Source organism: Acinetobacter sp. LipI_19 (assembly GCF_058242925.1).
In genome coordinates this window covers 1,426,083-1,450,595 of record NZ_JBZAYK010000001.1, presented here as the reverse complement: position 1 = coordinate 1,450,595, position 24,513 = coordinate 1,426,083, and the positions used below count along the sequence as shown (strand labels likewise).

Sequence of the window (24,513 nt, the reverse complement as noted above, 5' to 3'; positions counted from 1 at the left end):
ACTTGCTATGTAGTTTACAGTTTGCTTATGCTTCTCTCAACCAAAAACCCATGACATTTTTAGTCATGATTAGGAGATTATAGAATGAGTTTTCCTCAAGTCGAATTAAACACCAACAAAGGACGCATTGTTCTTGAACTTAACTCTGAAAAAGCACCAAAAACTGTTGCTAACTTTTTAGAATATGTTCGTGATGGTTTTTATGATGGCGTAATCTTCCATCGTGTTATTGACGGTTTCATGATCCAAGGCGGTGGCATGGATGAAAACTTCAAAGAAAAAACCACACGTGATTCAATTGAAAATGAAGCGGACAATGGTTTAAGCAATGATGAGGGTACAGTTGCAATGGCACGTACTCAAGCACCTCACTCTGCTTCTGCACAATTTTTCATCAATGTAAAAAATAACTCTTTCCTTAACCATACAGGTAAAACTGCTCAAGGTTGGGGTTATGCAGTATTTGGTAAAGTGACTGAAGGCTTAGACATCGTTGAAGCAATCAAAGGTGTTCGTACAGGTAACCGTGGTTATCATGCTGATGTTCCTTTAGAAAACATTGTGATTGAATCTGCAAAAATTATCTCTGAATAATTTATAAATCCTCCCGAAGCTTCTTTTAAATAAAGGGATATTGTTCCCTTTACTAAGCAAGGTTAGGAGGAGTTATTAAATAGGAAAAATAAGTGACCTATCTGTTTATCGCTGATTTACATTTGTCACCAGAACACCCTCGACTGGTTCGAGGGTTTTTTGATTTATTAGAACACTATAAATATCAACACACACAACTGTTTATTCTCGGTGACTGGTTTAATGCTTGGATTGGGGATGATTATACTGCGCCTTGGTTAGATGAAATTATTGAGCATCTAAAACAATTTTCCTTGCAAGCTGGTAATCAAATTTATTTTCAAGTGGGTAATCGTGACTTTGCTTTAGGGGAAAAATTTTTAAATCAGTTTGATGGCAAACTACTTCCCGAATTTTATACATTTACCATAGCTGATAAACAATTTCGACTTGAACACGGCGATGCTTTATGTACCGATGATATCTCTTATCAACGATTTAAGAAAATTATTCGCAATCCGATTGTATTGGGACTTTTAAAAAGTACTCCACTTGGTTTTAGACAAAAACTTGCTAATGGTTTTCGTAAAAAAAGCCGTGAGTCTCAACAAAATAAGTCCTATGAAATTATGGATGTTAACCAACAAGCAGTAGAAAAAGCAATTAATAATGTCGATCTGTTGGTTCATGGTCACACTCATCGCCCTGAAATTCATGATGTAAATGGTAAAGCTAGAATTGTTTTAGGAGATTGGCGTGAAAAAACATCTGAAGCAATGATTTTAGAAGTGGATGAAAATGCGGATTGGAAATTTATTAAGTGGATTATTCAATAACTCCCCCCCCTTAAACTAAACAGATTTAATAATTCCATAAAATTAAAACCATCCAAACATGAATCAATATCACAGAAAGCTTAATAGTAAAAATAGACGAGAATGCTTATTAGTATATTATCCAGCAGAGAGCAAAAATTGAGCCTATAAATAATATTATGTCTTTCAACTTATTCCACTTTTTCATGGAGTAAAAAATGATAAAAGAATTTTAATACTTAATTATTAAAAAATGTCTTTTCCTCTACACTACTCTATCAAATTTCTCTTAAGTTAATACTGTTAAATGAGTTTCTGATCATTCTAAAACCAATGATTTTTCTGCTGTAATTAACGAATCCAATCTATTGTAATACCAGATAAATAGCGGATTTAAGAGTTTAATAAAAACACGAAATAAAATATTAAGAATTAATCAATTAATTTATGCTTTTTTGCAGGGATATATTGGTTCAAATTTAATCCATTGATAAAATTTACAAATATTTATCCCAGCTAAAAAAGATTTTCCACCTTTATTTACGTTTTGAAGATTCACATTTCGCCATTTTAGCATACAATATATCGAAAATTTACGATATATGAGATCGCCTTATGGATGTATTAAATGTAGCAAAAACACGTTACACCACAAAAGCTTATGATTCTTCTAAAAAGATTCCTCAAGCACAATTTGCACGTTTACTTGAAATCCTGCGTTTAACCCCATCGTCAATCAATATCCAGCCTTGGCATTTTTTTATTGCTGACAATGATGCAGCTAAACAACGTATTGCTAAAGCCTTAGTCGGAAAATATAGCTACAACGCACCAAAGGTTTTAGATTCATCACATACGATTTTATTCTGTACCAAAGCAGATATTACAGAACAGCACCTGAGTAATTTACTTCAGCAGGATGATCTCAGTGGCCGCTTTAAAGATGACAAGGCTAAGCAAGGTCAAAAAGACAGTCGTACAGGCTATGTCTCTTATTATCGCAATGAAAAAGGTGATATTCAGCGCTGGGCGGAAAATCAAACCTTTATCGCACTGGGTCAAATGCTATTAGCTGCAGGTATTGAAGGTATCGATGCAACGCCAATCGGTGGTTTTGACGAAGATATTCTGACTGAAGAATTAGGCTTAATTGAAAAGAATTTGGTCCCGTCTGTGATTATGACACTCGGTTATCGTAGTGATACTGACTTTAATGCAAAATTGCCCAAGTCTCGTTTAACCCAAGAAGATGTCTTTACTCGTCTATAACGTTTAAAGTGCTTGCTTCCACTCAATAAGTGCTGTGGGACACATCACGTCCCTCAGCATTGAATCATAAGCATATTTTGTTAAGAGAAATCACTTTCACAGGCATCCATAAATTCATTGATTAATGCACTTGGATTGGCTTTTTTGGTCCACGAAATGGGTTCTTCATAATATTCAAGCTCATGAATAATGACTGGAAGATTTTTCCCAAATGTATCTTGAAGAATATTTTCAGAAAATAATTGCTGAACTATTTTGATTATTTGTGTAATAAACAATTGAGCAAACTGCTCGCCTTTTTCTAAAAGTTCATTAAATAGTGCATCATCTTCTTGTTCAGCATATTCCATCTGTTTTTGAGAATAATAAAATGGTGTTTGCTCAAACCATTGTGCCAAAAGCTGATCATTCTCTCCCCCAATATCCCAAGACGGTTGTTGTAACCAATAGGCATAATTCCATTTCGCTTCAGCTTGACTCGAAGATTCAGAAATTTGCGACTCAAACTGTTCAATGGTATTAAAGTTCAGCTCAACTTTGGGAAAACAAGGTTCATCATCATCACAATAATAGTACAAGGCCAAGGCGTACACATCGTGATAATTTTGTGCAATATATTGAATCGATTCAACTAACTTTACATAGCTCGTTTCATGCCAGTGCTTTTGAGTTGTTGATTCTATATTCATAACACACCTAATTATTTTTACCAGCACTCTGGTGAATATGGACATTCACCAGAGTGCAAATACAAAAATATTGCCTATACGATTAAATCGGATGCGAGCTTGCAATTTCCTGACTAATCATCACAGCTGTTGCAGCAGACAACGTCCAGCCTAAATGTCCATGCCCTGTATTATAAAATACCCGTTCACGTTTTCCACGTTTTACCACAGGCATCATATTCGGCATCATTGGTCGTAAACCCGCCCACGGGATACAATGCTCGGTTGAAATATCGAAGTTCTTATTGACCCAATCTGTTAAAGGTTGGATACGATCTGAGCGGATATCTCGATTATAGCCATTAAATTCAGCAGTTCCAGCAATACGTAAACGATTAGCGCCTAATCGTGACGTGACGATTTTCGCGCTTTCATCGAGCAAGCTGACCCAAGGTGCACCATTAATACTTTCTTCATCATTCAATTGTACGGTGATCGAATAGCCTTTTACAGGATAAACATTCACACGATCGCCCAATTGATTGGCCAATTGATAACTACCAACACCGCCACAAATCACCACGGCATCTGCACTGAGTTGTTCAACTGCTACTGAACCACCTTCCATGTTTTCAACACTCGAATGATATTGAATATTCACCCCATTGGCAGTGTGTTCTACATTAATAACTTCCATACCAAATAAATATTTTACCCCATATTTTTCAGTCGCTTTGGCAAGTCCAGTGGTAAATTTATGAATATCCCCCGTTGCATCACCTGGACAATAAAAGCCTCCATAGTACTCACCCGTCAAACTCGGTTCGATAGATTTAATTTCTTCATTGGTCACTGCATGGCGTTCTAAACCACCTTTACATAACAGCGCATTGACGTTGGTTGCCACTTTATAATCATATTCAGAATGGTAGAAATGCAAGATGCCACGTTTTTCTAAATCAAAATCAATCCCTTCATGTTCAGCAATATTAAATAGCCTTTGACGCGCTAAAAGTGCCATTTTCACTGTATTTTGAGTATTTGCTTCATAGTGTTTGATATTGCCAAGGAATTCGACCAGCCATGCATATTTGTGCAAATCAAAAGATGGATTGAGCAATAATGGTGCATCTTTCTTCGCCATCCATTTAATACCTTTTAACACAGTGGATTTTTGATTCCACACTTCAGCATTACACGCAGACAGCTGTCCACCATTGGCAAATGATGTTTCCATTGCGGGAAATAAATGTTTATCAATAACAGTAACTTGATAACCTAATTGAGCAAGTTCATAGGCAGAAGTAACACCTGTAATACCAGAACCAATAATGACGACATGACACATACGCACACTCCGTTGAAATGCAATATTTTTAATTACATTGTCAATGTATGCCCCATCTGTCATGTGTACCTGAGAGCTTCGATAAAAACCTAAACTATTTAGGCTTTACCATCCCCTTCGGTGAGTCATTTCTTTTTTGTTTTCAATAGAATGACTTCTCTCCAGAGGTTTTACAATGATTACAGTCCTTTTGCCTGAGAGTTTCCGGGGTCGTTGCTCCTTCGGCGAGTCCGCAAGAGACTTCTCTCCTGCAATCATCTTTCCTTGTATTAGCAATTAATATGCCATGAATTTGCTCGAATACAAGTAAAATATGTTCAATTATTATCTAATTTTTAAATCGCTTAAGAATTAAATAGCTTAGTCAATAACTTGATCACTGACTCTGGCTTTGTTGTAGTTTGATTGAAATTAGCCTAAATCGCCTCATCTGAATTTTCTTCATTAAAACCACGAAGTGAAAGCATAAACCAATGCCAAAAATGCACATTGGAAAATGAAATTGCCTGTTCTGCGACTTGCTAACTTTGGTTCATATCAGTTTCACAAACATCTTAGTGATTCACTGAGTCATATCGAAACACATTCAAATCATCATATTCAATTTGTGGTGTGGTTCCAGAAATAATGTCCGATAATAATTTTGCAGAACCACATGACATGGTCCAACCCAAGGTACCGTGCCCTGTATTGGTATATAGATTTTGATACCTTGTTTGCCCAACAATCGGGGTACCATCTGGTGTCGCAGGTCTTAAACCCGTCCAGAAATTTGCATCTGATAAGTCACTTGCATTTGGAAATAATTGTTGTAAAACCATAAGCAAAGTGTCTTCACGACTAGATTTTAACGAGCGATCAAACCCATTAATTTCAGCCATCCCCCCTACACGAATTCGATCATCAAAACGGGTTAAGGCAATTTTATAAGACTCATCTAAGATTGTAGACACTGGTGAAAGTGCCGGATCAACAATTTTGGTGGTAATCGAATAGCCTTTTAATGGATATACAGGCGCATCAATTTCCAATTGTTTGAGCATTTCATGACTATAGCTGCCCAGTGCCATGACATAAACATCTCCCTTGATTTTACGACCATCTTTTAAATGAATCGCGGTAATCCGTTCAGCATCTTTTTCGATTGATTCTATTACCGTATTAAATAAAAAATTGACCCCTTGTTTGGCTGCAAGCTCCGCCAACTCTGTTGTAAATTTTTGGCAATCGCCTGTCTGGTCATTCGGTAAACGCAAACCACCAACAAAATCAACAGTTGCGTGGGCTAAAGCAGGTTCAGCCTTGATTACGCCAGCTTTATCCAACAACTCAAATGGCACGCCTTCATGTTTTAAAACTTCGGTATCTTTGCCTGCCACATCCAATTGATGTTGTTTTCGAAAAAGTTGTAATGTACCTAATTGGCGCTCATCAAAATGAATTTTAGTCTCCGCACGTAATTCATCTAGACAGTCACGGCTATATTCAGAAATCCGTACCATTCGCTCTTTATTGATTTGGTAGCGATTGATATTACATTCAGCCAACATACGGATCATCCACTGATACTGATGCATATCACCCGTTAGCTTAATTGCCAATGGTGAATGTGGTTGAAACATCCATTTAAACGCTTTTAATGGAATACCTGGTGCAGCCCAAGGCGACGCATAACCCGGCGAAATCTGCCCAGCGTTGGCAAAACTGGTTTCTAAAGCCACATTGGGTTGCCGATCGATCACAGTGACTTCATGACCTGCTTGTTTTAGATAGTAGGCGGATGTTGTACCAATAACACCAGCTCCCATGATGATGATATGCATATTGAACCGAACCTTATACGATTTAATCGTCTTATAATAAGAATAATGTAGTTAGAGAAATAATTTATATGACCATTTTAATTTAGCACTTAGAACAGATTTAGCAATACTGATTTGATGTTGAAGTGTCAGCTTAAATTCGATTTCAAATAGATACATCATTCACAATATCACATGATTTTTAAACCATCAGCAAATTATAGCTGCCTAGTCAAAAAACTCAGACATAAGAATACAATTTCTCCTAATTAATATTTTTAGTTAAATTAATTGCATAGAAAAAGAAATTGTTCCGTTATAAAAAAACTTGCAATGCCACACTTTACATTCAAAGTTTCAATTCCTTTGCGTTGGCGATACCTCACTTTTCGTAGGAGATGCCAAACCTTGCGCTGCAAACAAAGCAGTGCTTTTTCTTTACTCATGGGCGCCGCCCAACGGCGACATCCATGTCGCCACACAATAGAACAACCATCTATGATTCAAAAGTACACCAAACGAATTTAAAACCAACAGTATCTAAAAGTTCATCCAAAAAAATATTTATTATTTACGATCAATAATTTGATGCATTGCACTTGTATGAATAATTAGGTAGTTTGACAATCTAAGGAACTTAAATTTAAGAAAAACTTTTTTATTTATATTTGATACTATCCTCCTCTAAAAAAGAGAAGGAATAGCTTTAGTTTAAGAAATTTTAAATTTTGAAGATTCTATTTATTTATGCGTATGGATAGACATAACGATACCAAAACTCGCTAACAACGCAATTACCGCCGATCCACCATAACTCATAAGTGGTAATGGATCACCAGTCACAGGTAAAATCCCACTGACCATACCAGAGTTTACAAATACATAGAAAAACAAAGACAAACCAATCGTACCTGCCAATAAACGACCATAATTATGGAAACTGCTTAAGCTAATGATCATACATCTAAAAATCATTGCGGTATAAAGTGCAAATAAGAAGAATACCCCAATAAAGCCAAATTCTTCTGCATAGGTCGACATAATAAAATCAGTATGATGTTCAGGTAAATAGCCCAACTGAGACTGTGTTCCTTCTAAGAATCCACGCCCTGTCATTCCGCCTGAACCAATCGCAATTTTAGATTGGATAATATTCCATCCTGCCCCAAGCGCATCTGACTCAGGATCAAATAAGGTCATAATCCTTTTCTTTTGATAAGCTTGTAATACAAAAGTCCAAATTAAAGGGAACGCCAGTGCTAATGCCGCTAAAGTCCCAATAATTAAAGTCCACGACATGCCACTTAAAAACAAAGCAAACACGCCACCAATCACGATACCAATTGCCAAGTCTGGTTGTAATAATGCTAATACGAAAGGCACCATCATAATAATCAAGGCAATTACAATATGTTTAAACTTTGGCGGCAACGGGTTACGTGCAAAATACCATGCCATCATCAGTGGCATGGCAAACTTCATAAATTCGCTGGGTTGCATACTGCCAATCCCTGGAATGGTCAGCCAGCGCTTTGCCCCTAATCGAACATCACCGACCAATAAAACCAGTATCAACAACAAAATTGCAAACAAATAAAACCAAGGGCTAATCGCTTGATATACTTTTGGTGGAATTTGTGCACAAATAAAAAGCAAAATAAAACCAACACCGAAACTCACGGCTTGTCGAATGACCATAGACATATCTTCAGAAGATGCGCTATAGACCATCAATAAACCCAAAATTGCATTGATAATTAAAAAGCCCAATAACCAAGGATCAAGGTGTAATTTGTCCCACCTTGAAACTTTTTGATTAATACTTAAACCATCTCTGACTGATTGACGTAAAAACTTATACTGTGGCGATGGTGTCATGAATACAAATCTTAAACCTAGTTTAATCTGGTCAAATTATAGAGATAAATAGCGGTTGAGAAAATCAATCAATGCATAATTATTTTTATTTTCGTTGTTTTATTGCTGCGATTGCAAAATTAACTTGGCCAACTCCAAATCATCTGGATAAGTAATTTTAATATTATCAGAACGCCCCATCACTACTTTGACAGGTTCATTGATATATTCCAATGCACTCGCCTCGTCTGTAATGACAATATTATTCGCTAAAGCTTTTTCGATTGCCGTTTTAAGCTTTGAAAAGGTAGAAATTTGTGGTGTTTGTGCTTGCCACAATTGATCACGACTGACTGTTTTATTGATATCTTGCTGATTTTCAACACACTTCAAAGTATCTCGTACAGGAATTGCAAGAATTGCACTGCTGTTCAGGTTTATTGCGGTATCGACTAAGTTTTCAAGACATTGCTGTGTCACACAAGGACGAGCAGCATCATGTACAAAAACCAAATCATCGGCTTGTGCAAATTGTTCTAAATAACGCAACGCATTTAAAACCGAATCAACACGTTCTGTACCACCCAAACAAAAATGACTCAAATGTTTATTTTTTAATGGCAATGTTTGAGCATAATGATCTTGCTCACCCACAGCAAGTACATAACCCGCAAGTGGTAAATCGTTTAAACGCGCTATGGTATGCGCTAAAACTGTTTGATTTTGGATGACTTGGTATTGTTTTAGTTCAGTTTTTGAAAAACGACGACCTGAGCCAGCCGCAGGAACAATTGCCCAAATTTTACGGTTGTTCTGGCGCAGGTTCGTTGTCATCTTCATTGGTTCTTAAATCTACACTTGGATCGGTATAAATAGGTTTGTAATGGGTACTAATGGTACTCATTTGTACAAAAGTTTCATGTGGCTTTACTAAGCCAAGGTCTAAACGTGCATGTTCTTCTATGGCTTCAGCACCATTTTTTAAATCATACACTTCAGCAGCAAGAATTCGGTTGCGTTCTTTTAACTCAGCATTGACTTCAGCTTGCTGTTCAATTTGCTGTAGTAAAGCTTGATGAGGGAAATGACCACCCTCACCAAACCAAAAGCGATATTGTAATACCACAACAATTAAAATCGCGAGTATTGCAATCACTTTACTTGAAGTTGTTTTAAAGACTTCTAACATGTATTTGCGTCTTGAGTAACAGCATTAAATTAAGATGCTAATATACATCAAATATTTTGTATGAAGAACACTAAACTATGCGAAAACTGCAAAACTAGAACAAAATAAATTCTCTTTTTTATAAAAGAATAATTATGTGCTCAATAATCTACTTGGTAATTAAAAATTTAAGAATTATCTTTATGCTAAAAACTCATATATCGCGATATTATTTATTATAAATTTTCTTTTCCACAAACTATGCTAATTAAACTCCACCTCTAAATTTCATTATTTATCAATTACATCATATTAAATCTCACTTAACACATACTATTCTTGATTATTTTTAGCGAATAAAAAGCCATTCCCTATATCAAATAAAAGAATGGCCTTTTTTAAATTAAATCAATAAAAGATATTAATTTAAACCTTTAAACTCAGCTTTACCGCGATAAGCAGCATGAGTCAATTCTTCAATACGAAGCAATTGGTTATATTTTGCAACGCGGTCAGAACGGCAAAGTGAACCAGTCTTAATTTGACCTGCTGCTGTACCTACAGCAAGATCTGCAATTGTAGAATCTTCAGTTTCACCAGAACGGTGTGAAATCACAGTGCTGTAGCCATTTGCTTTAGCAAGATAGATTGCATCTAAAGTTTCAGACAAAGTACCAATTTGATTGTATTTAATTAAGATAGAGTTACCTACTTTCTCATCAATACCACGTTGTAAAATCTTAGGATTTGTAACGAACAAATCATCACCGACCAATTGGATTTTATCGCCTAGGATAGAAGTCAAATAGCTCCAGCCTTCCCAATCAGACTCATCTAAACCATCTTCGATTGAGATAATTGGATATTGTTTAACAAGACCAGCAAGATAGTCAGCAAATTGGTTACTTGTGAATGCTTTGTTGCCTTCACCTGCAAGAATATATTGACCATTTTTGTAGAATTCTGAAGATGCACAATCAAGTGCAAGCATAATATCAGAACCTGCTTTATAGCCAGTTGTTTCAATTGCAGAAAGAATAACAGTAATTGCTTCTTCATTGGAACGTAAGTTAGGCGCAAAACCACCTTCATCACCAACTGCTGTATTTAAACCTTGCTTTTTCAATACAGATTTCAAAGCATGGAAAATTTCAGCACCAGCACGTAAAGATTCAGCAAAAGATGTGAAACCTACAGGTTCAATCATGAATTCTTGAATATCAACAGTGTTGTCTGCATGTGCGCCACCGTTCAAGATGTTCATCATTGGAACAGGCATAGACAAAGTTGTTTGGCCACGAAGATCTGCAATATATTGGAATAGTTCAGTTTTCTTCTCAACAGCAGCAGCACGCGCAGCAGCTAAAGATACAGCTAAAGTTGCGTTTGCACCTAATTTTTCTTTGTTTTCAGTGCCATCAAGCGCAATCATTTTGTCATCAAGTGCTTTTTGTTCAAATACGTTTTGACCTTTTAATAAGTCTTTGATTTGACCATTTACGTTTTGAACAGCAGTGCGAACACCTTTACCTAAGTAACGTGATTGATCACCGTCACGAAGTTCTAAAGCTTCACGAGAACCAGTTGAAGCACCAGATGGTGCACATGCACGGCCAACAACGCCAGAGTCTAGGATTACGTCTGCTTCGATGGTTGGGTTACCACGAGAGTCCAAAATTTCACGTGCACGAATGTCAACGATTTGGCTCATGAATAATTCCTCAGTTGATTAAAAATAAGATGCTTTCTAAGCGCATCAATGTGTATCTAACTTTTTGAAACCTTTAACTAAGGTATCCAATTCTTTTAACTGCGCTAAAAACGGCTCAAGCTGCGACATACGTAATGCACAAGGTCCATCACACTTTGCATTTTCAGGGTCTGGATGACTTTCTAAAAATAAACCTGCAAGCCCAGTCGCCATACCTGCACGAGCTAAGGTTGTGATTTGAGCACGACGTCCGCCTGCTGAATCTGCACGACCGCCCGGTGTTTGCAATGCATGCGTTACATCAAAAAATACTGGTACATTCATTTCTTTCATGGTGTCGAAACCCAGCATATCAACGACTAAGTTGTTATAGCCAAATGACGTACCACGTTCACACAAAATGAGTTTGTTATTACCCGCTTCTAAACACTTATTTAGAATATGGCTCATTTCACGAGGAGAAAGGAATTGCGCTTTTTTGATATTAATAATGGCTTGAGTTTTCGCCATTGCTTCAACCAAATCAGTCTGACGACTGAGAAATGCTGGAAGCTGGATAATATCTGCAACTTCAGCGACAGCGGCAGCTTGGTGAGGTTCATGGACATCGGTAATAATCGGAACATTAAAATGCTTTTTAATGTCACCTAACCATTCGATACCTTTTTCCAAACCAGGGCCACGGAACGAATGTAAGCTTGAACGATTGGCTTTATCAAAACTGGCTTTAAATACATATGGTATTTCTAAACGCGTACAGATATCGACATAAGTTTCTGCAATTTCAAAAGCTAAGTCTTTCGACTCAAGTACGTTCATGCCGCCGAATAATACAAATGGCAAGTGATTTGCCATTTGTATATCGCCTAAACGTACAATTTCTTGTGGTTTTAATTGTGACATTTAAACTTCCTAGTTTAAGTTCTTACATACTTACTTGCTGTTTTGGTGCTGCTTTTTAGCAGCATCGATAAAACTAGCAAATAATGGATGTCCATCACGTGGTGAACTTGTAAATTCTGGGTGGAATTGTACAGCAATAAACCAAGGATGTTCAGGAATTTCTACAGTTTCAACAAGATGTTGCGCAGTAGAATAACCTGAAATTTTCATACCTGCTTGTTCAATTGCAGGAATGAAACGATCATTCATTTCATAACGGTGACGATGACGTTCAGTAATTTCAGCTTTGCCGTAAACTTCACGTGTTTTAGTACCTTCAACCAATTCTGATTTTTGGGCACCTAAACGCATTGTGCCACCAAGGTTTGACTCAGTACTACGATGCTGGATTTCACCACGTTCATCTAGCCATTCCGTAATTAAACCAATCAATGGGAATTTTGTTGAACGATTAAACTCTGTAGAAGTCGCTTCTGGCATAGCAGCAACATGACGAGCAAATTCAATTACGGCCAATTGCATACCTAAACAAATACCCAAGAAAGGTACTTTGTTTTCACGGGCATATTGAATCGCCTGCATTTTACCTTCAGTACCGCGCTCACCAAAACCGCCAGGAACTAATATTGCATCAATACCTTTTAATACTTCAGCAGGATTTTGGCCTTCAAGTTCTTCTGCATTGATATACTCAATTTGAACTTTGACACGATTTTGAATACCTGCATGTAAGAGTGCTTCATTAACAGACTTATATGCATCAGGCAATTCAACATATTTACCTACCATCGCAACTCGAACTGTGTATTCTGGGTTCAATAATGCTTCAACAACATGATCCCAATCCGAAAGATCAGCTTCAGGCAAGCTGTCATAACCAAAACGTTCACAGATTAAATCATCAACATTTTGTTCATAAAATGTACGAGGAATTTGATAAATTGAACGCGCATCTTTACACACCACAACGGCACGTGCTTCAACGTTTGTAAAGAGTGCGATTTTACGGGTAGTATCTGCGTCAACATCATGTTCAGTACGACAAATCAGAATGTCGGGTTGAATACCAATCGACAATAATTCTTTAACAGAATGTTGAGTTGGTTTGGTTTTAAGTTCAGCAGCAGACTTGATATATGGCAATAAAGTCAAATGCATCAACATGGTACGTTTATGACCAAGCTCAACCATCAACTGACGTACAGATTCCATGAATGGGAGAGATTCAATGTCACCTACTGTCCCACCGATTTCCACAATGGCAACGTCATAACCTTCGCCTGCGCGAAGAACACGTTCTTTAATATTATCCGTAATATGCGGAATAACTTGTACTGTACCGCCGAGGTAATCACCACGACGTTCTTTATTTAAAACGTCTTGATAAACACGACCTGAAGTAAAGTTATTCAATTTGGTCATTTTGGCACGACGTAAGAAACGCTCGTAATAACCCAAATCTAAGTCAGTTTCAGCACCATCTTCTGTGACAAATACTTCACCGTGCTGGAATGGGCTCATAGTCCCAGGATCGACATTAATGTATGGATCCATTTTGACCATGGTTACTTTTAAACCACGGGCTTCTAAAAGTGCAGCAACTGAAGCAGCTGAAATACCTTTACCTAGTGATGATACAACACCACCAGTTACGAATATAAAATGGGTCATTAAGTTTCTCGTACAATGGAGCCTAAATTGGCCTACAATGTTGTGCGATTTTACTTTACCTTGTACCAAGAAAGCAAAGTCAATTCACATCAATTCATAGAACAATAAACAATTGGCTATTCTATCAGCATTTCCAATAAAAAATTAGCACTTGATAAGGTGATTTTTAAATATCATTTTGCTGTTATACTAAGTAACATCTCTTTAATACGTTTTGTTTTGAGTCATTATGAATAAGAAATTTTTAATTTGTGGTGCAATTGCGACAGCGCTTTTGGTATCTGCTTGTGTAAAAAAAGAAGAGCCTAAAGAAGCTGAGCAAGAGAAAGTTGAAACTGCTCAGCCTGCGACTTCTGAACCGACACAGTTTGAAAGCTTACCAAGCGTTGAACAGAATAATGCACAACAAGTCGAAATTCCGGCACATGTAGAAGTTGAACGCACTGAAACAGCAAATACAACCACAGAAATTCGACGCGAGCCAACGCATGAAGCTCATGCAACAATGCCAAGTGCACAAGCAGAAAGTAAACCTGCTGCGACTGAGGCAAAGCCTGCAAAAGCAGAGTCAGTAAAAACTGAAACTGCACAAACTAAAACTCCAGCACCAAAAGCAAGCTCTGGTTCAGCCCAATCTGAAGATGATGCTGTTGCCGCAGCCATCGCTGCTGCTACACCAGCTTTGAAAAACTAAGATTTTTCATCACTAAAAAAAGGGAAATTATAATTTCCCTTTTTTTATAAATCCGTTTAAATATTAAGCTTTATCTGTCATATGAAACTTAATTTCTAATGTAAGTCATGAATTGCTTAAATTGCACAATAAGTTTAAAAAACTAAGCTGCGTGTTGTTTTGGCTGAACCATGTTATGAACAGCAAGTACATCCGCCAAAATTTCATCTGAAAGTAATCCCTCAGCTTTAATCAAAGCCAAAACACTCTCCCCAGATTCATTTGCCATCTTTGCAATTCGTGTAGTAGTTTCATAACCTAAATATGGGTTTAACACCGTAATGATACCAATTGAGTTATCCACTAAATGCTGACAATGTGCCGCATTGGCACGAATATTTTGGATGCACTTTTCATTCAGCATTTGCATTGCTTTACCTAATAGTTCAATAGACTCAAATAGTTTAAGCGCAATTAATGGCTCAAACGCATTTAATTGTAGTTGTCCACCTTCTGCAGCCAAAGTAATTGCTAAATCATTTGCAATAATTTGATAACACGCCAAATTCATCGCTTCAGGAATCACTGGATTTACTTTTCCTGGCATGATTGAACTACCAGGCTGGCGTGGCTCCAATTGTATCTCGCCGATACCAGTACGTGGCCCACTCGATAACAAACGTAAATCATTAGAAATTTTAGACAACTTGGTTGCAGTACGTTTGAGTAAACTTGATAAAAGTACAAAGTCACCCATATCTGTAGTCGCTTCAATCAAATCAGGTGAGCTTGAAATGTTTTTACCAGTGATTTCTGATAAAGCTTGAATTGCATTTAAGCGATACTCAAGCTCGGTATTAATTCCCGTACCGATTGCTGTTCCACCTAAGTTAATCACACTGAGTGAATCTGGCATAATATGATTTAACTTTTGCAAATCATTTTGTAAGGTATGCGCAAAAGCACTAAATTCTTGCCCTAATGTCATCGGTACCGCATCTTGTAACTGAGTACGTCCCATTTTCAAGATATCAGAGAACTCTTCAGCTTTGCGACCTAAGCTTTCAATTAGTTTTTGAAACGGAATATTGAGATGATCCAATGCAAACAATAGACCTATTTTTATTGCACTTGGGTATACATCATTGGTCGATTGAGACATATTTACATCGTTATTGGGATGTAGATATTGATATTCGCCTTTTGCATGACCCAGAAACTCTAATCCAATGTTTGCAATAACTTCATTTGCATTCATATTTGTAGAAGTTCCTGCCCCACCCTGAATCATATCAATAGGGAATTGATTATGGTATGAACCATTTATCAATTGCTGACATGAATGTTGAATCGCTTTATATTTATTTTCTTCAATTTTATTTAATTTAAAATTAGCCTCTACACAAGCAGACTTCACCATAGCAAGCGCTTGAATAAAAATAGGGAAATGACTTAATTTATGCGCACTTAGGTTAAAGTTCTCAACCGCTCTTAATGTTTGTACACCGTAATAGCAATGAAATGGGACTTCTTTCATTCCCAATAAATCTTTCTCAGTTCTCGTTTTAATTTCAATGTTCATTTGCAATGTAACTCTACGAAGATAATCAATTCATCTTAGGTGAAACAATCTAAACTTGACCAATGTAAAAAAATATATCTGTATGCATTTTTTGCATATCACTTGTTATACTTTGCTTGAGTTAAATCTTTATTGGTGATTGAACATGACGCTTGAAATTCGGTGGATAGAGGATCTTCTTGCATTAGACCAAGAAAAATCCATTTCTAAAGCTGCAGCTATACGTCATGTCACTCAATCGGCTTTTACACGTAGAATACAAAATATTGAAGAGTCGTTAGGGTTTCAAATTTTAAAGCGTTATAGTAAAAATATTGATTTTACAGATGCTGGCCAAGTCTTACTCTCCACAGCAAAAAATATTAAAAACCAAATGGATACAACAATAAAATATTTAGAAAAAAACATTAAGGATAATGAACTCTCAATTAAATTTGCAGTATCCCATTCTCTCATCACGCAGTTTTTTCCTAAGTTTATTCAAAAACTATACTCAGACTATAATGATCTAAAGTTGGAAATTATTGCTGCAAATCTGCAACAAGGCATACATTTATTAAAAGAAGGTTCTTGTGATTTTCTCATTTGTTATTGTGATCAACTCACTTTACAACAATTGGATCTCACACTTTTTATCTATCATAAAATTGTAAATATGCAAATTGTGCCAGTTACAGCAAGCAAAAATGGATTACCTAAATACCAACTTAACCAGACATTCCCCCTTTTGGCCTATAGTAAACAAGCCTATCTGAGAAAATGTGTAGATAAAATTATAGAAAGTAAACTCAATTATCGAACATTATATGAAACAGATAATGCCAGTGACTTAAAAGCCTTGGCTTTACAAGGCTTAGGCGTAGCTTGGTTACCTCGCTTACTGATTGAAGAAGAAATAAATGAAAATAAATTAAAAATACTTGATGGTTATAGTTTCTTTCAAGATATTTATATCGTTCGTAGCAATATTATTTACTCACAAAAGATAAATTTTGTTTGGAATTATTTAGCACTTAAATAGGCCTTTATTTTAAATAAAGATCTTTCTTACTTCAAAAAATGATCATATAACGTGAATCTATTGATATTGAAAAGTGCTTTTTCTCACTGGAAGAAGGCTAGGATGGGTGTGATTTTATGTTGATCTATGTTTTAACATCGACTTATAAAAGAAGTCTAATATTTACCTTAGCTTAGAACTTAGCATCGATCAAACACCACAGTTGAGCAATTAAAACTGACGGATCAAATAATAATAATAGTTTGATCTGTCAGTTTTTTAACTTGAATAGATATTTATTGGTATTGCATATCATGAATACTGTTTTAAAAAATCAGCCATTAAACGAGAAGCCCAAGATTTTGTATTGAGTCCTTCATAAAAACCACAATGACTGCCCTTTTTAGTTGTCACTACCACAACATTATCCATATTTTGAATGGTTTCTTTAAACGGTTCTAAATTCTTGATTGAACATACAGGATCATCTTCTGAGTTTAGAATCATTAATGGAATTTTAACATTTTCAAATACATAAATTGGATTGGTGGCTTTTGAGTAGCTTTCATAATCTGAAAAACCAGCCATTTCAAAATATTCAGTCTGAAACTCTTGTAGGGTTTTCGTTTGTAGAACATTTTGTACCGAATGTAATGGTGTCCATGTTTGCTCATAAGGCTTAATAAATGCCTTAAACAATTTTTTGGTCATGACTTTGGTATAGAAAGGATGGACATTTTGAAATCCAAGCTCGGTATCATAACCAGGGCACATGGCAAAAGCAGCTTTAAAAGGTGTATCTAGGCCTTGTTCACCAAGATAACGCACAAGTAGGCCTGTACCAGCGGAAGAACCTACTGCATAAAGATCAGATTGTGGAAATGTGTTTTGAATCGAAGCCAATTGTTCTTTTAAATCAGAAGTTGAACCAAAAATTGACATGCGAGGAACAGGCATAGGTAAGCCCGCATGCCCACGGCGTAGACATAATGCAATACGCCATCCCGTATACTCATGGAGATCTTTGACCAATTCACGCATACTGTCAGGTGTGCCTGTAATCGTATGCATAATCACGATAGTTGGGGTTTCTTGTGGTAAATCGTAGCCATACCAAGCAATAGCCGTGATACCGCCATCTTGCATGGTCAGCTGATCAATTCGATCATAGTCCAGCTTAACGGATTTTTTCTTAATTAAATCAAAATATAACAGGTGAGCATGGGTATTGCTGAGCCATGGTGTAGGACGATATTTATTTTGTAGTTGAGGCAGTTTCTTGATGATCTCAGACATTTTCCCTTGCTGATTAAAATAAAGCTTTGGTAATTCAGCACCTGTCACTTGATCCAATAAATCTTGGCTAATCTCAGTAAACTTATGTAATACAGACATTTTCCACCTCAACTCTTTTACCACTCATCATCATTTTAAAAATTAAGAAATTTTTCACGCTTAATTTTATTTATTGCAGTATATACGTAATTAGGCTTTAGGTATAAAGCTGGCCATACGTTGCCCCATTTGAGCTGCCAATGCTTCCAAACCACTTTTTGGTCGAATCATCACTTCAAAATCAACAATTTGACCTTGTTCATTAAAACGAATCATATCAATCCCTTTTAATTTTTTTTCACCAACATTGGCAGAAAATTCTAAAACTACACTTTGCTCATCTTCTGTAAAAAATTCTCGATGATATGTAAAGTTTTCAAAAATTTGAATCACATTACTTAAAATGAAAAAGACCACTTGCTTACCTTCATAGGGGTTATAAGCCACAGGTGAACGAAAAACCACATCGTCTGCCAGTAATTCATTTAAAAGACTCATGTCTCGACTTTCCAGCATGTTGTGCCATTTTTTGATTGCAGGCTTGGTATTTGTATAACTCATTTTTTATATCCCTTTGATTTGAAATAATTTGAATTCGTTTCCAGTCATTTTCTTAAAAATCCAGTCATGAAGTCCCTTCTCTCGCAGCATGCTTCACACTACACATGATTTAAAGAGAAGGAGTTCAAACAGGGTTTATTCTTTTAAATCACAGCTGCCAATTCAGCACCTTGGCGAATTGCACGCTTCGCATCTAACTCGCCCGCTTCTTTTGCACCACCAATCAAATGTACAGATTTTCCATCAGCTTGGAGTTGATCAAACATTGCTGTATAAGGTTCTTGGCCTGCACAAATCACCACATTGTCGACATCTAAAATCATGGTTTTGTCGCCAACCGTAATATGTAAGCCCTGATCATCAATCTTGTCGTAACTTGCGCCAGGAATCATATTGACATGACGATGTTTTAAACCTGTACGATGAATCCAACCTGTTGTTTTGCCTAAACCAGCACCAACAGATTTGGCTTTACGTTGCAGTAAATAGATTTCACGAGGAGATTGTTCGATCTCAGGTTGTTTCAAGCCACCCACATGTTCATATGATGTATCAATTCCCCATTCATCATAGAATTTTTGTGGATTTAAGCTGCCACTTTCACCTTCATGAGAAAGATATTCAGCAGTATCAAAACCAATACCGCCTGCACCAATAATTGCCACTTTCTTACCGACAGGTTTACGCTCGCGTAAAACCTCGATATATGACAAAACTTTTGGATGATCGATACCTTCAATATTTAAATGGCGAGGCGTTACACCTGTAGCCACCACAACATCATCAAAGTCACCTGTCGCTAACTCTTCATAGCTTGCAGTGTGGTTAAGTACCAGTTTGATATTCGGTTGTAATTCAATTTTACGTTTAAAATAACGTAAAGTTTCATAGAACTCTTCTTTGCCAGGAATGGTTTTTGCAATATTAAACTGACCACCAATCTGATTAGATGCTTCAAAGATTGTGACTTTGTGTCCACGATCAGCTGCATATGTTGCAAAACTAAGTCCTGCTGGACCTGCCCCAATCACAGCAATATTTTTAGCTTCTGGTGATTCTTTAAAAATAAGTTCAGTTTCATAGCATGCACGTGGATTGACCAAACACGTTGCAATTTTCATTGAAAAAATATGATCTAAGCAAGCTTGGTTACAACCGATACAGGTATTGATTTCATCAGCACGGCCTTGTTCAGCTTTCAATACAAAATGCGAATCTGCAAGCATTGGGCGCGCCATCGAAATGATATCGGCATCACCTTGAGCCAAGACATGCTCAGCCATTTCAGGCGTATTGATACGGTTCGAGGTAATTAAAGGAACTTTGACGGAACCTTTTAATTTTTTAGTCACCCAAGTAAATGCGGCACGCGGTACTTTGGTGGCAATGGTTGGAATACGTGCTTCGTGCCAGCCAATTCCAGTATTGATAATGGTTGCACCAGCTTTTTCAATTTCTTTCGCAAGTTGAATTACTTCTTCAAGTGTAGAGCCACCTTCAACCAAATCCAGCATAGATAAACGATAGATAATGATGAAGTTTTCGCCGACTTCCTGACGTGTTCTTCTGACAATTTCAATCGGGAACCGGATACGGTTTTCATAACTTCCTCCCCATTCATCATCGCGATGATTGGTTCGTGCAGCAATAAACTCATTGATCAGATAACCTTCTGATCCCATGATTTCCACACCATCATAACCTGCGATTTGTGACAATTTTGCACAATTGGCAAAGTCTGCAATGGTTTGATGAACTTCTGCTGAAGTTAAAGCATGCGGTTTAGTTGGATTGATGGGCGCTTGTATCGCAGATGGTGCAACATTTTCAGGCTGATATGAGTAACGACCTGTATGTAAAATTTGCAGTGCTATTTTACCGCCAGCATCATGCACAGCTTTGGTAATGACCTTATGTTTTTCTGCTTCTTCTAAATGATCCAGTTTTGAACCACCAAAGAATGTTACCCCATGATCATTGGGCGAGATACCACCCGTCACAATTAAGCCAACACCACCTGCTGCACGTTCTGCATAAAATGCAGCCATACGTTCATATCCACCTTGGACTTCTTCTAGTCCAACATGCATTGAACCCATCAATACACGGTTTTTTAATGTGGTAAAGCCTAAATCTAAAGGCGCAAGTAAATGCGGATAATTAGACATGTGAACTCCCTTGGCGTGCTCTCGCTAGCTATCAATCTGTTAAATGACACTTCATATCTGTTTAATGCAACAAGTTGCATAGTGTGAGTATTTATAATCGAGATTTGATTTTTATGCAACATGTTGCATAATGACTTTATATTCATTTTGTTGATGTGATATTACACAATGTCATTAGCCCATGTTTTATTGACCAGTCTGATAGAGAAGCCAAGTACAGGTTTTGAATTGGCGCGACGCTTTGACCGATCTATGGGATTCTTCTGGAATGCAACGCATCAACAAATCTACCGTGAACTTAACGGCATGCAAAAGAAAGGCTGGATTTCCACACTTGAAGATCAGTCTGATCATGGCCGTAAAAAAACCTATCAAGTTGAGCAACTTGGACGCGTCGAACTGGCAGACTGGATGGTCAAACAAGGCCAACCTGCCCAGCTTCGCGAAGAAATTATGGTTCGCTTACGGGCAGAAGCACAATTTGGTGGAAATACTGTTTTACCTGAACTTGAGCGTCATTTAGAATTACATCGTGAAAATTTAAAACTATACCGCCAGATTTTTTCCAAAGATTTTGAACAAATCGAGCAACTGGATCGAACTTTATATATTCACAAAATGATTTTACAATTGGGTATAGACTTAGAAATGGGCTGGATCAATTGGCTCGACCAAGTCATTCCACAGCTTAAAGCGTTTGAGAATAAAGAGAATTCATAGGAAACTGCATGCCACACTATACAATGCCAGATGGTGAAAAATTATTTGTCCGTGAAATTGGTCAGGGTGAACCTGTACTGGTTTTGTCTGGTTTAGGCATGCATAGTTGGCAATGGCTTCCCTTTTTACTGCCTAATATCAAACATTATAAATTTTATATCCCAGATTGGCGCGGATTTGGTGGCTCTAGAACCTGTAAGATCCCTCAAGAAATCGATGCGATTAGCAACCATTGGCGTGACCTTGACAGCTTAATTGATCAACTGAATTTAAATAATTTTATTCTTATGGGTTATTCCATGGGAGCAACCACTGCCATGCATGGGATGCAATATGGCAATTTGGCTGAAAAACTCAAAGCTTATCTACACATTGACCAAACCCCTAAAATTCCAACGGATGAAACATGGGAATTTGGTTTATTTGGGAAAAAGTATTTTAAAATTAAAAGATTGCTAAAAGACTTCTCTGATTTTTTACATCAATATTCAAACTATCGTTTTGTCGATGAATTACCAATTGAACCACGAACTGAATTGATTCAAATTTGGTTAAATTTTATTAAAATTCAAGGCAGTAATAAATTAAGCCCCTTTATGTTTAATTTGGCGCTTAAACATCCTCAATTACAAAAACATTTATTGCCTATCCGTCGAATGGATTATTTAACATGGTATATCGATAATTATCTAAACCATGATGAAGATTATCGTCAGGCAATTTCACAATTGGAATGTCCAACTACATTCTTTATTGGGGAAAAGTCATCCCTCTATCCTGCTGAAGGTCAAATGCAAATTTCCGACAGTTTAGCCAATGCAAAAAATATTATTTTTAAACGTTCAGGGCATACGCCGCTTATTACAGAACCTGTGAAATTTAGTCATGCAATCCGTTTATTTTTAAAAGAATCCGCTTAATTTAAACGAATAACGAAAAATATAAAAACCTCATTTAAATCAAATTAAAAGAGGTTTTTCATCAAATTACTCATGTTATTTTTAAAAAATGCTTTTAAAGTCGTTATTTAATACCAATCCATAAATTGATCATCATATAAATTAAACAGCTTTATATATTATTGAATCATACATGGTCATTCTATCGTGAGGCGACATGGATGTCGCTGTTGGGTGGGGGTACAGGACGTACCTCTCACCCAACATAGAATTTTTGTCCCTTTTCATCCCTTAAAAGGGAGGCATCGCCTACGCAAATATATTTAAACTTTAAATGCAAGGTATGGCCGTACAAACTTTATCACCATATGAATTAACATTTATAGAATGATATAAGTTTGATATTTTTTAAAGACTTAACCTCATTTTAATATCCTCTAAAAGCCTATTTTCGTAAGAAGACTAATAGAAATGTTTATCAAAAATTATACATCGCAACCGCATTAAAACGATTGTCCTCACCTGTATCCTGTCCATTAGGCGCTGCAACAAAGGCTTTACGCTCACCATAAACATACTCCAGACCAAAACTTAATGGCTTTTTCGGGCTATAAAATACATTGGCCCAAGCTTGCCAAAGTGTTTTATTGGCTTTGGTTGGATCACTTAAATATCGAATATACTCCTGATTTTCATCCGCTTTCATATAGCCATATCCCAATGTTCCTCGCCATTGTGAGTTAAACTGTTGCGTCACTCCAACAGTGATTGAGTCAAATTGATTCAGCGCCATGATGTTTTTATTGGCATCTATGGTAAAGCCTTGGTTCGTCCATGACACTAAACTGGAGTCACCTTTAACATGATAATAATCTGCTTTAAGTGTGGTTTTTGCAGAAATATCGTATTTTGCTCCAAGTCCAACACCCCAAGCGAGTTCATTATCAGCAACTGTTCTCTTTTCACTAACCATGCCTCGCAAACTCAATGCACCCGCTCGATCAGCAAATGATTGATTTAATCGAGTTGATAAAACCGGGATCCGCATATTCGATAAGGCATCTTTGGAATCTTCCAAAGCCGTTACCAGCTGTGTTTCTGCATTAAATTTATGGGTATAACGAATTTGTGCATCACGTTTAACAGCGCCCCCCACATAACCCAAAGCATCAATTGTTTCTGGCATATAATCAGGCACTGCAAAGTTAGACCATGTTTGACCAATCAACCACTGACCATAATTAAAATAGGCATGGCGAATTCTAAGTCCATCATTCGCACCTAAGAAATCAACTTCTATTTTTCCAGAAATATCTTTGTCAGCAGTTTTAAAATCTAAACCTAAACGAGTCGCGGCAAGTGTCGATTTTAATTGATCACTACTTTCATTATGGCCTTTAAGCGGTACGGTATTGATCTGATTATACAGTCGATCGGCACTTCCACCTTCCGACTGATACAATAGATCCGCACGGATATTCCCATATAGTGTTACTTCTGCGCCTGCTTTTGTTCGTGCAAAGCTTTGATCTTTTGCCTGCGATACAACCTGTGCCGTTTTAACATTGTTTTCCAATGCCACAATTTGCTTATTTTGCACCTGTTGCTGTTGTTCAATCATTTCACGTAATTGTTTAACTTCATTACGTAACTGCTCAACTTCTGTTAATGAATCTGCATGTGCCATATTTAGGCTAAGTAATCCCATTGACACCAAAATAATGTTGTAGTTAAATTTTTTCATTGTAGAAAGCATCCTATTCTCTACGATTGATTATTTTGAACCAGCC

At 36.9% G+C, this 24,513-nt stretch carries 21 protein-coding genes and 1 riboswitch; of the genes, 7 read left to right on the top strand and 14 right to left on the bottom strand.

Annotated elements, in window-relative coordinates; genetic code table 11:
• Positions 1–84 precede the first annotated feature (84 nt).
• The 3 genes from AC4CVF_RS06955 (at position 85) to nfsB (ending at position 2,657) form a co-directional block, all read left to right on the top strand.
• The gene (locus tag AC4CVF_RS06955; protein WP_105712525.1) at positions 85–594 is read left to right on the top strand and encodes a peptidylprolyl isomerase; all 510 of its coding nucleotides are present in this window, start codon (positions 85–87) and stop codon (positions 592–594) included.
• Between the two features lie 92 nt (positions 595–686).
• Positions 687–1,409: a UDP-2,3-diacylglucosamine diphosphatase gene (locus AC4CVF_RS06950; RefSeq protein WP_336950957.1), complete on the top strand. Its 723-nt coding sequence runs from the start codon at positions 687–689 to the stop codon at positions 1,407–1,409.
• 594 nt (positions 1,410–2,003) lie between these two features.
• Complete coding sequence (gene nfsB / locus AC4CVF_RS06945) at positions 2,004–2,657, top strand: oxygen-insensitive NAD(P)H nitroreductase (protein WP_336950956.1); 654 nt, start codon at positions 2,004–2,006, stop codon at positions 2,655–2,657.
• 80 nt (positions 2,658–2,737) lie between these two features.
• Here nfsB and AC4CVF_RS06940 read toward each other — a convergent pair whose 3' ends face one another.
• The 9 genes from AC4CVF_RS06940 to pyrG form a co-directional block, all read right to left on the bottom strand.
• Complete coding sequence (locus AC4CVF_RS06940; RefSeq protein WP_336950955.1) at positions 2,738–3,346, bottom strand: DUF4303 domain-containing protein; 609 nt, start codon at positions 3,344–3,346, stop codon at positions 2,738–2,740.
• 82 nt (positions 3,347–3,428) lie between these two features.
• Positions 3,429–4,673, bottom strand: a complete 1,245-nt coding sequence (locus tag AC4CVF_RS06935; RefSeq protein ID WP_336951465.1) for a D-amino acid dehydrogenase — start codon at positions 4,671–4,673, stop codon at positions 3,429–3,431.
• 172 nt (positions 4,674–4,845) lie between these two features.
• Positions 4,846–4,934, bottom strand: a riboswitch (glycine riboswitch).
• A 293-nt stretch (positions 4,935–5,227) separates the two neighbouring features.
• On the bottom strand, positions 5,228–6,496 hold the full coding sequence (locus AC4CVF_RS06930) for a D-amino acid dehydrogenase (RefSeq protein ID WP_336950954.1): 1,269 nt from the start codon (positions 6,494–6,496) through the stop codon (positions 5,228–5,230).
• Positions 6,497–7,216: 720 nt separating this feature from the next.
• Positions 7,217–8,353, bottom strand: a complete 1,137-nt coding sequence (gene rodA, locus AC4CVF_RS06925; protein WP_336950953.1) for a rod shape-determining protein RodA — start codon at positions 8,351–8,353, stop codon at positions 7,217–7,219.
• Between the two features lie 99 nt (positions 8,354–8,452).
• A complete protein-coding gene (gene ispD, locus AC4CVF_RS06920) occupies positions 8,453–9,172 on the bottom strand; it encodes a 2-C-methyl-D-erythritol 4-phosphate cytidylyltransferase (RefSeq protein ID WP_336950952.1) in 720 nt (239 codons plus the stop codon).
• Positions 9,135–9,521, bottom strand: a complete 387-nt coding sequence (ftsB, locus tag AC4CVF_RS06915) for a cell division protein FtsB (protein WP_336950951.1) — start codon at positions 9,519–9,521, stop codon at positions 9,135–9,137. Before ftsB ends, ispD begins: the two co-directional genes overlap by 38 nt.
• 400 nt (positions 9,522–9,921) lie before the next feature.
• Positions 9,922–11,211: a phosphopyruvate hydratase gene (eno, locus tag AC4CVF_RS06910; protein ID WP_004719930.1), complete on the bottom strand. Its 1,290-nt coding sequence runs from the start codon at positions 11,209–11,211 to the stop codon at positions 9,922–9,924.
• A gap of 45 nt (positions 11,212–11,256) precedes the next feature.
• The gene (gene kdsA / locus AC4CVF_RS06905; protein ID WP_336950950.1) at positions 11,257–12,114 is read right to left on the bottom strand and encodes a 3-deoxy-8-phosphooctulonate synthase; all 858 of its coding nucleotides are present in this window, start codon (positions 12,112–12,114) and stop codon (positions 11,257–11,259) included.
• 30 nt (positions 12,115–12,144) lie between these two features.
• On the bottom strand, positions 12,145–13,785 hold the full coding sequence (pyrG, locus tag AC4CVF_RS06900; RefSeq protein WP_336950949.1) for a CTP synthase: 1,641 nt from the start codon (positions 13,783–13,785) through the stop codon (positions 12,145–12,147).
• Positions 13,786–14,014: 229 nt separating this feature from the next.
• Between pyrG and AC4CVF_RS06895 the strand changes: the two genes are divergently transcribed.
• Positions 14,015–14,479: a hypothetical protein gene (locus AC4CVF_RS06895; RefSeq protein WP_004719918.1), complete on the top strand. Its 465-nt coding sequence runs from the start codon at positions 14,015–14,017 to the stop codon at positions 14,477–14,479.
• A gap of 142 nt (positions 14,480–14,621) precedes the next feature.
• Here AC4CVF_RS06895 and AC4CVF_RS06890 read toward each other — a convergent pair whose 3' ends face one another.
• Positions 14,622–16,040, bottom strand: a complete 1,419-nt coding sequence (locus AC4CVF_RS06890; RefSeq protein ID WP_336950948.1) for an aspartate ammonia-lyase — start codon at positions 16,038–16,040, stop codon at positions 14,622–14,624.
• 145 nt (positions 16,041–16,185) lie between these two features.
• Between AC4CVF_RS06890 and AC4CVF_RS06885 the strand changes: the two genes are divergently transcribed.
• Positions 16,186–17,061, top strand: a complete 876-nt coding sequence (locus tag AC4CVF_RS06885) for a LysR substrate-binding domain-containing protein (RefSeq protein WP_490774106.1) — start codon at positions 16,186–16,188, stop codon at positions 17,059–17,061.
• 291 nt (positions 17,062–17,352) lie between these two features.
• Here AC4CVF_RS06885 and AC4CVF_RS06880 read toward each other — a convergent pair whose 3' ends face one another.
• From AC4CVF_RS06880 to AC4CVF_RS06870, 3 genes are all read right to left on the bottom strand, one after another.
• Positions 17,353–18,435: a YheT family hydrolase gene (locus AC4CVF_RS06880; RefSeq protein WP_419327297.1), complete on the bottom strand. Its 1,083-nt coding sequence runs from the start codon at positions 18,433–18,435 to the stop codon at positions 17,353–17,355.
• 90 nt (positions 18,436–18,525) lie between these two features.
• Positions 18,526–18,936, bottom strand: a complete 411-nt coding sequence (locus AC4CVF_RS06875) for a nuclear transport factor 2 family protein (protein WP_336950945.1) — start codon at positions 18,934–18,936, stop codon at positions 18,526–18,528.
• Between the two features lie 143 nt (positions 18,937–19,079).
• The gene (locus tag AC4CVF_RS06870) at positions 19,080–21,104 is read right to left on the bottom strand and encodes an oxidoreductase (RefSeq protein WP_336950943.1); all 2,025 of its coding nucleotides are present in this window, start codon (positions 21,102–21,104) and stop codon (positions 19,080–19,082) included.
• 168 nt (positions 21,105–21,272) lie between these two features.
• Here AC4CVF_RS06870 and AC4CVF_RS06865 point away from each other — a divergent pair, with 168 nt between their 5' ends.
• Complete coding sequence (locus tag AC4CVF_RS06865; protein WP_004719902.1) at positions 21,273–21,824, top strand: PadR family transcriptional regulator; 552 nt, start codon at positions 21,273–21,275, stop codon at positions 21,822–21,824.
• 8 nt (positions 21,825–21,832) lie between these two features.
• Entirely contained in the window at positions 21,833–22,744 is a 912-nt protein-coding gene (locus tag AC4CVF_RS06860) for an alpha/beta fold hydrolase (RefSeq protein WP_490774107.1), read from the top strand.
• 457 nt (positions 22,745–23,201) lie between these two features.
• Here the strand turns inward: AC4CVF_RS06860 and AC4CVF_RS06855 are convergent, their stop codons facing one another.
• On the bottom strand, positions 23,202–24,467 hold the full coding sequence (locus AC4CVF_RS06855) for a DcaP family trimeric outer membrane transporter (RefSeq protein WP_490774108.1): 1,266 nt from the start codon (positions 24,465–24,467) through the stop codon (positions 23,202–23,204).
• Positions 24,468–24,513 lie beyond the last annotated feature (46 nt).

Bases quoted from the DNA above. Each gene is read 5' to 3' on its own strand.
- ftsB (WP_336950951.1), bottom strand. From the start codon at position 9,521: ATGTTAGAAGTCTTTAAAACAACTTCAAGTAAAGTGATTGCAATACTC.
- AC4CVF_RS06880 (WP_419327297.1), bottom strand. From the start codon at position 18,435: ATGTCTGTATTACATAAGTTTACTGAGATTAGCCAAGATTTATTGGAT.
- rodA (WP_336950953.1), bottom strand. From the start codon at position 8,353: ATGACACCATCGCCACAGTATAAGTTTTTACGTCAATCAGTCAGAGAT.
- AC4CVF_RS06860 (WP_490774107.1), top strand. From the start codon at position 21,833: ATGCCACACTATACAATGCCAGATGGTGAAAAATTATTTGTCCGTGAA.
- AC4CVF_RS06855 (WP_490774108.1), bottom strand. From the start codon at position 24,467: ATGAAAAAATTTAACTACAACATTATTTTGGTGTCAATGGGATTACTT.
- AC4CVF_RS06875 (WP_336950945.1), bottom strand. From the start codon at position 18,936: ATGAGTTATACAAATACCAAGCCTGCAATCAAAAAATGGCACAACATG.
- eno (WP_004719930.1), bottom strand. From the start codon at position 11,211: ATGAGCCAAATCGTTGACATTCGTGCACGTGAAATTTTGGACTCTCGT.
- pyrG (WP_336950949.1), bottom strand. From the start codon at position 13,785: ATGACCCATTTTATATTCGTAACTGGTGGTGTTGTATCATCACTAGGT.
- AC4CVF_RS06940 (WP_336950955.1), bottom strand. From the start codon at position 3,346: ATGAATATAGAATCAACAACTCAAAAGCACTGGCATGAAACGAGCTAT.
- ispD (WP_336950952.1), bottom strand. From the start codon at position 9,172: ATGAAGATGACAACGAACCTGCGCCAGAACAACCGTAAAATTTGGGCA.
- nfsB (WP_336950956.1), top strand. From the start codon at position 2,004: ATGGATGTATTAAATGTAGCAAAAACACGTTACACCACAAAAGCTTAT.
- AC4CVF_RS06955 (WP_105712525.1), top strand. From the start codon at position 85: ATGAGTTTTCCTCAAGTCGAATTAAACACCAACAAAGGACGCATTGTT.
- AC4CVF_RS06935 (WP_336951465.1), bottom strand. From the start codon at position 4,673: ATGTGTCATGTCGTCATTATTGGTTCTGGTATTACAGGTGTTACTTCT.
- AC4CVF_RS06885 (WP_490774106.1), top strand. From the start codon at position 16,186: ATGACGCTTGAAATTCGGTGGATAGAGGATCTTCTTGCATTAGACCAA.
- AC4CVF_RS06870 (WP_336950943.1), bottom strand. From the start codon at position 21,104: ATGTCTAATTATCCGCATTTACTTGCGCCTTTAGATTTAGGCTTTACC.
- kdsA (WP_336950950.1), bottom strand. From the start codon at position 12,114: ATGTCACAATTAAAACCACAAGAAATTGTACGTTTAGGCGATATACAA.
- AC4CVF_RS06865 (WP_004719902.1), top strand. From the start codon at position 21,273: ATGTCATTAGCCCATGTTTTATTGACCAGTCTGATAGAGAAGCCAAGT.
- AC4CVF_RS06930 (WP_336950954.1), bottom strand. From the start codon at position 6,496: ATGCATATCATCATCATGGGAGCTGGTGTTATTGGTACAACATCCGCC.
- AC4CVF_RS06890 (WP_336950948.1), bottom strand. From the start codon at position 16,040: ATGAACATTGAAATTAAAACGAGAACTGAGAAAGATTTATTGGGAATG.
- AC4CVF_RS06895 (WP_004719918.1), top strand. From the start codon at position 14,015: ATGAATAAGAAATTTTTAATTTGTGGTGCAATTGCGACAGCGCTTTTG.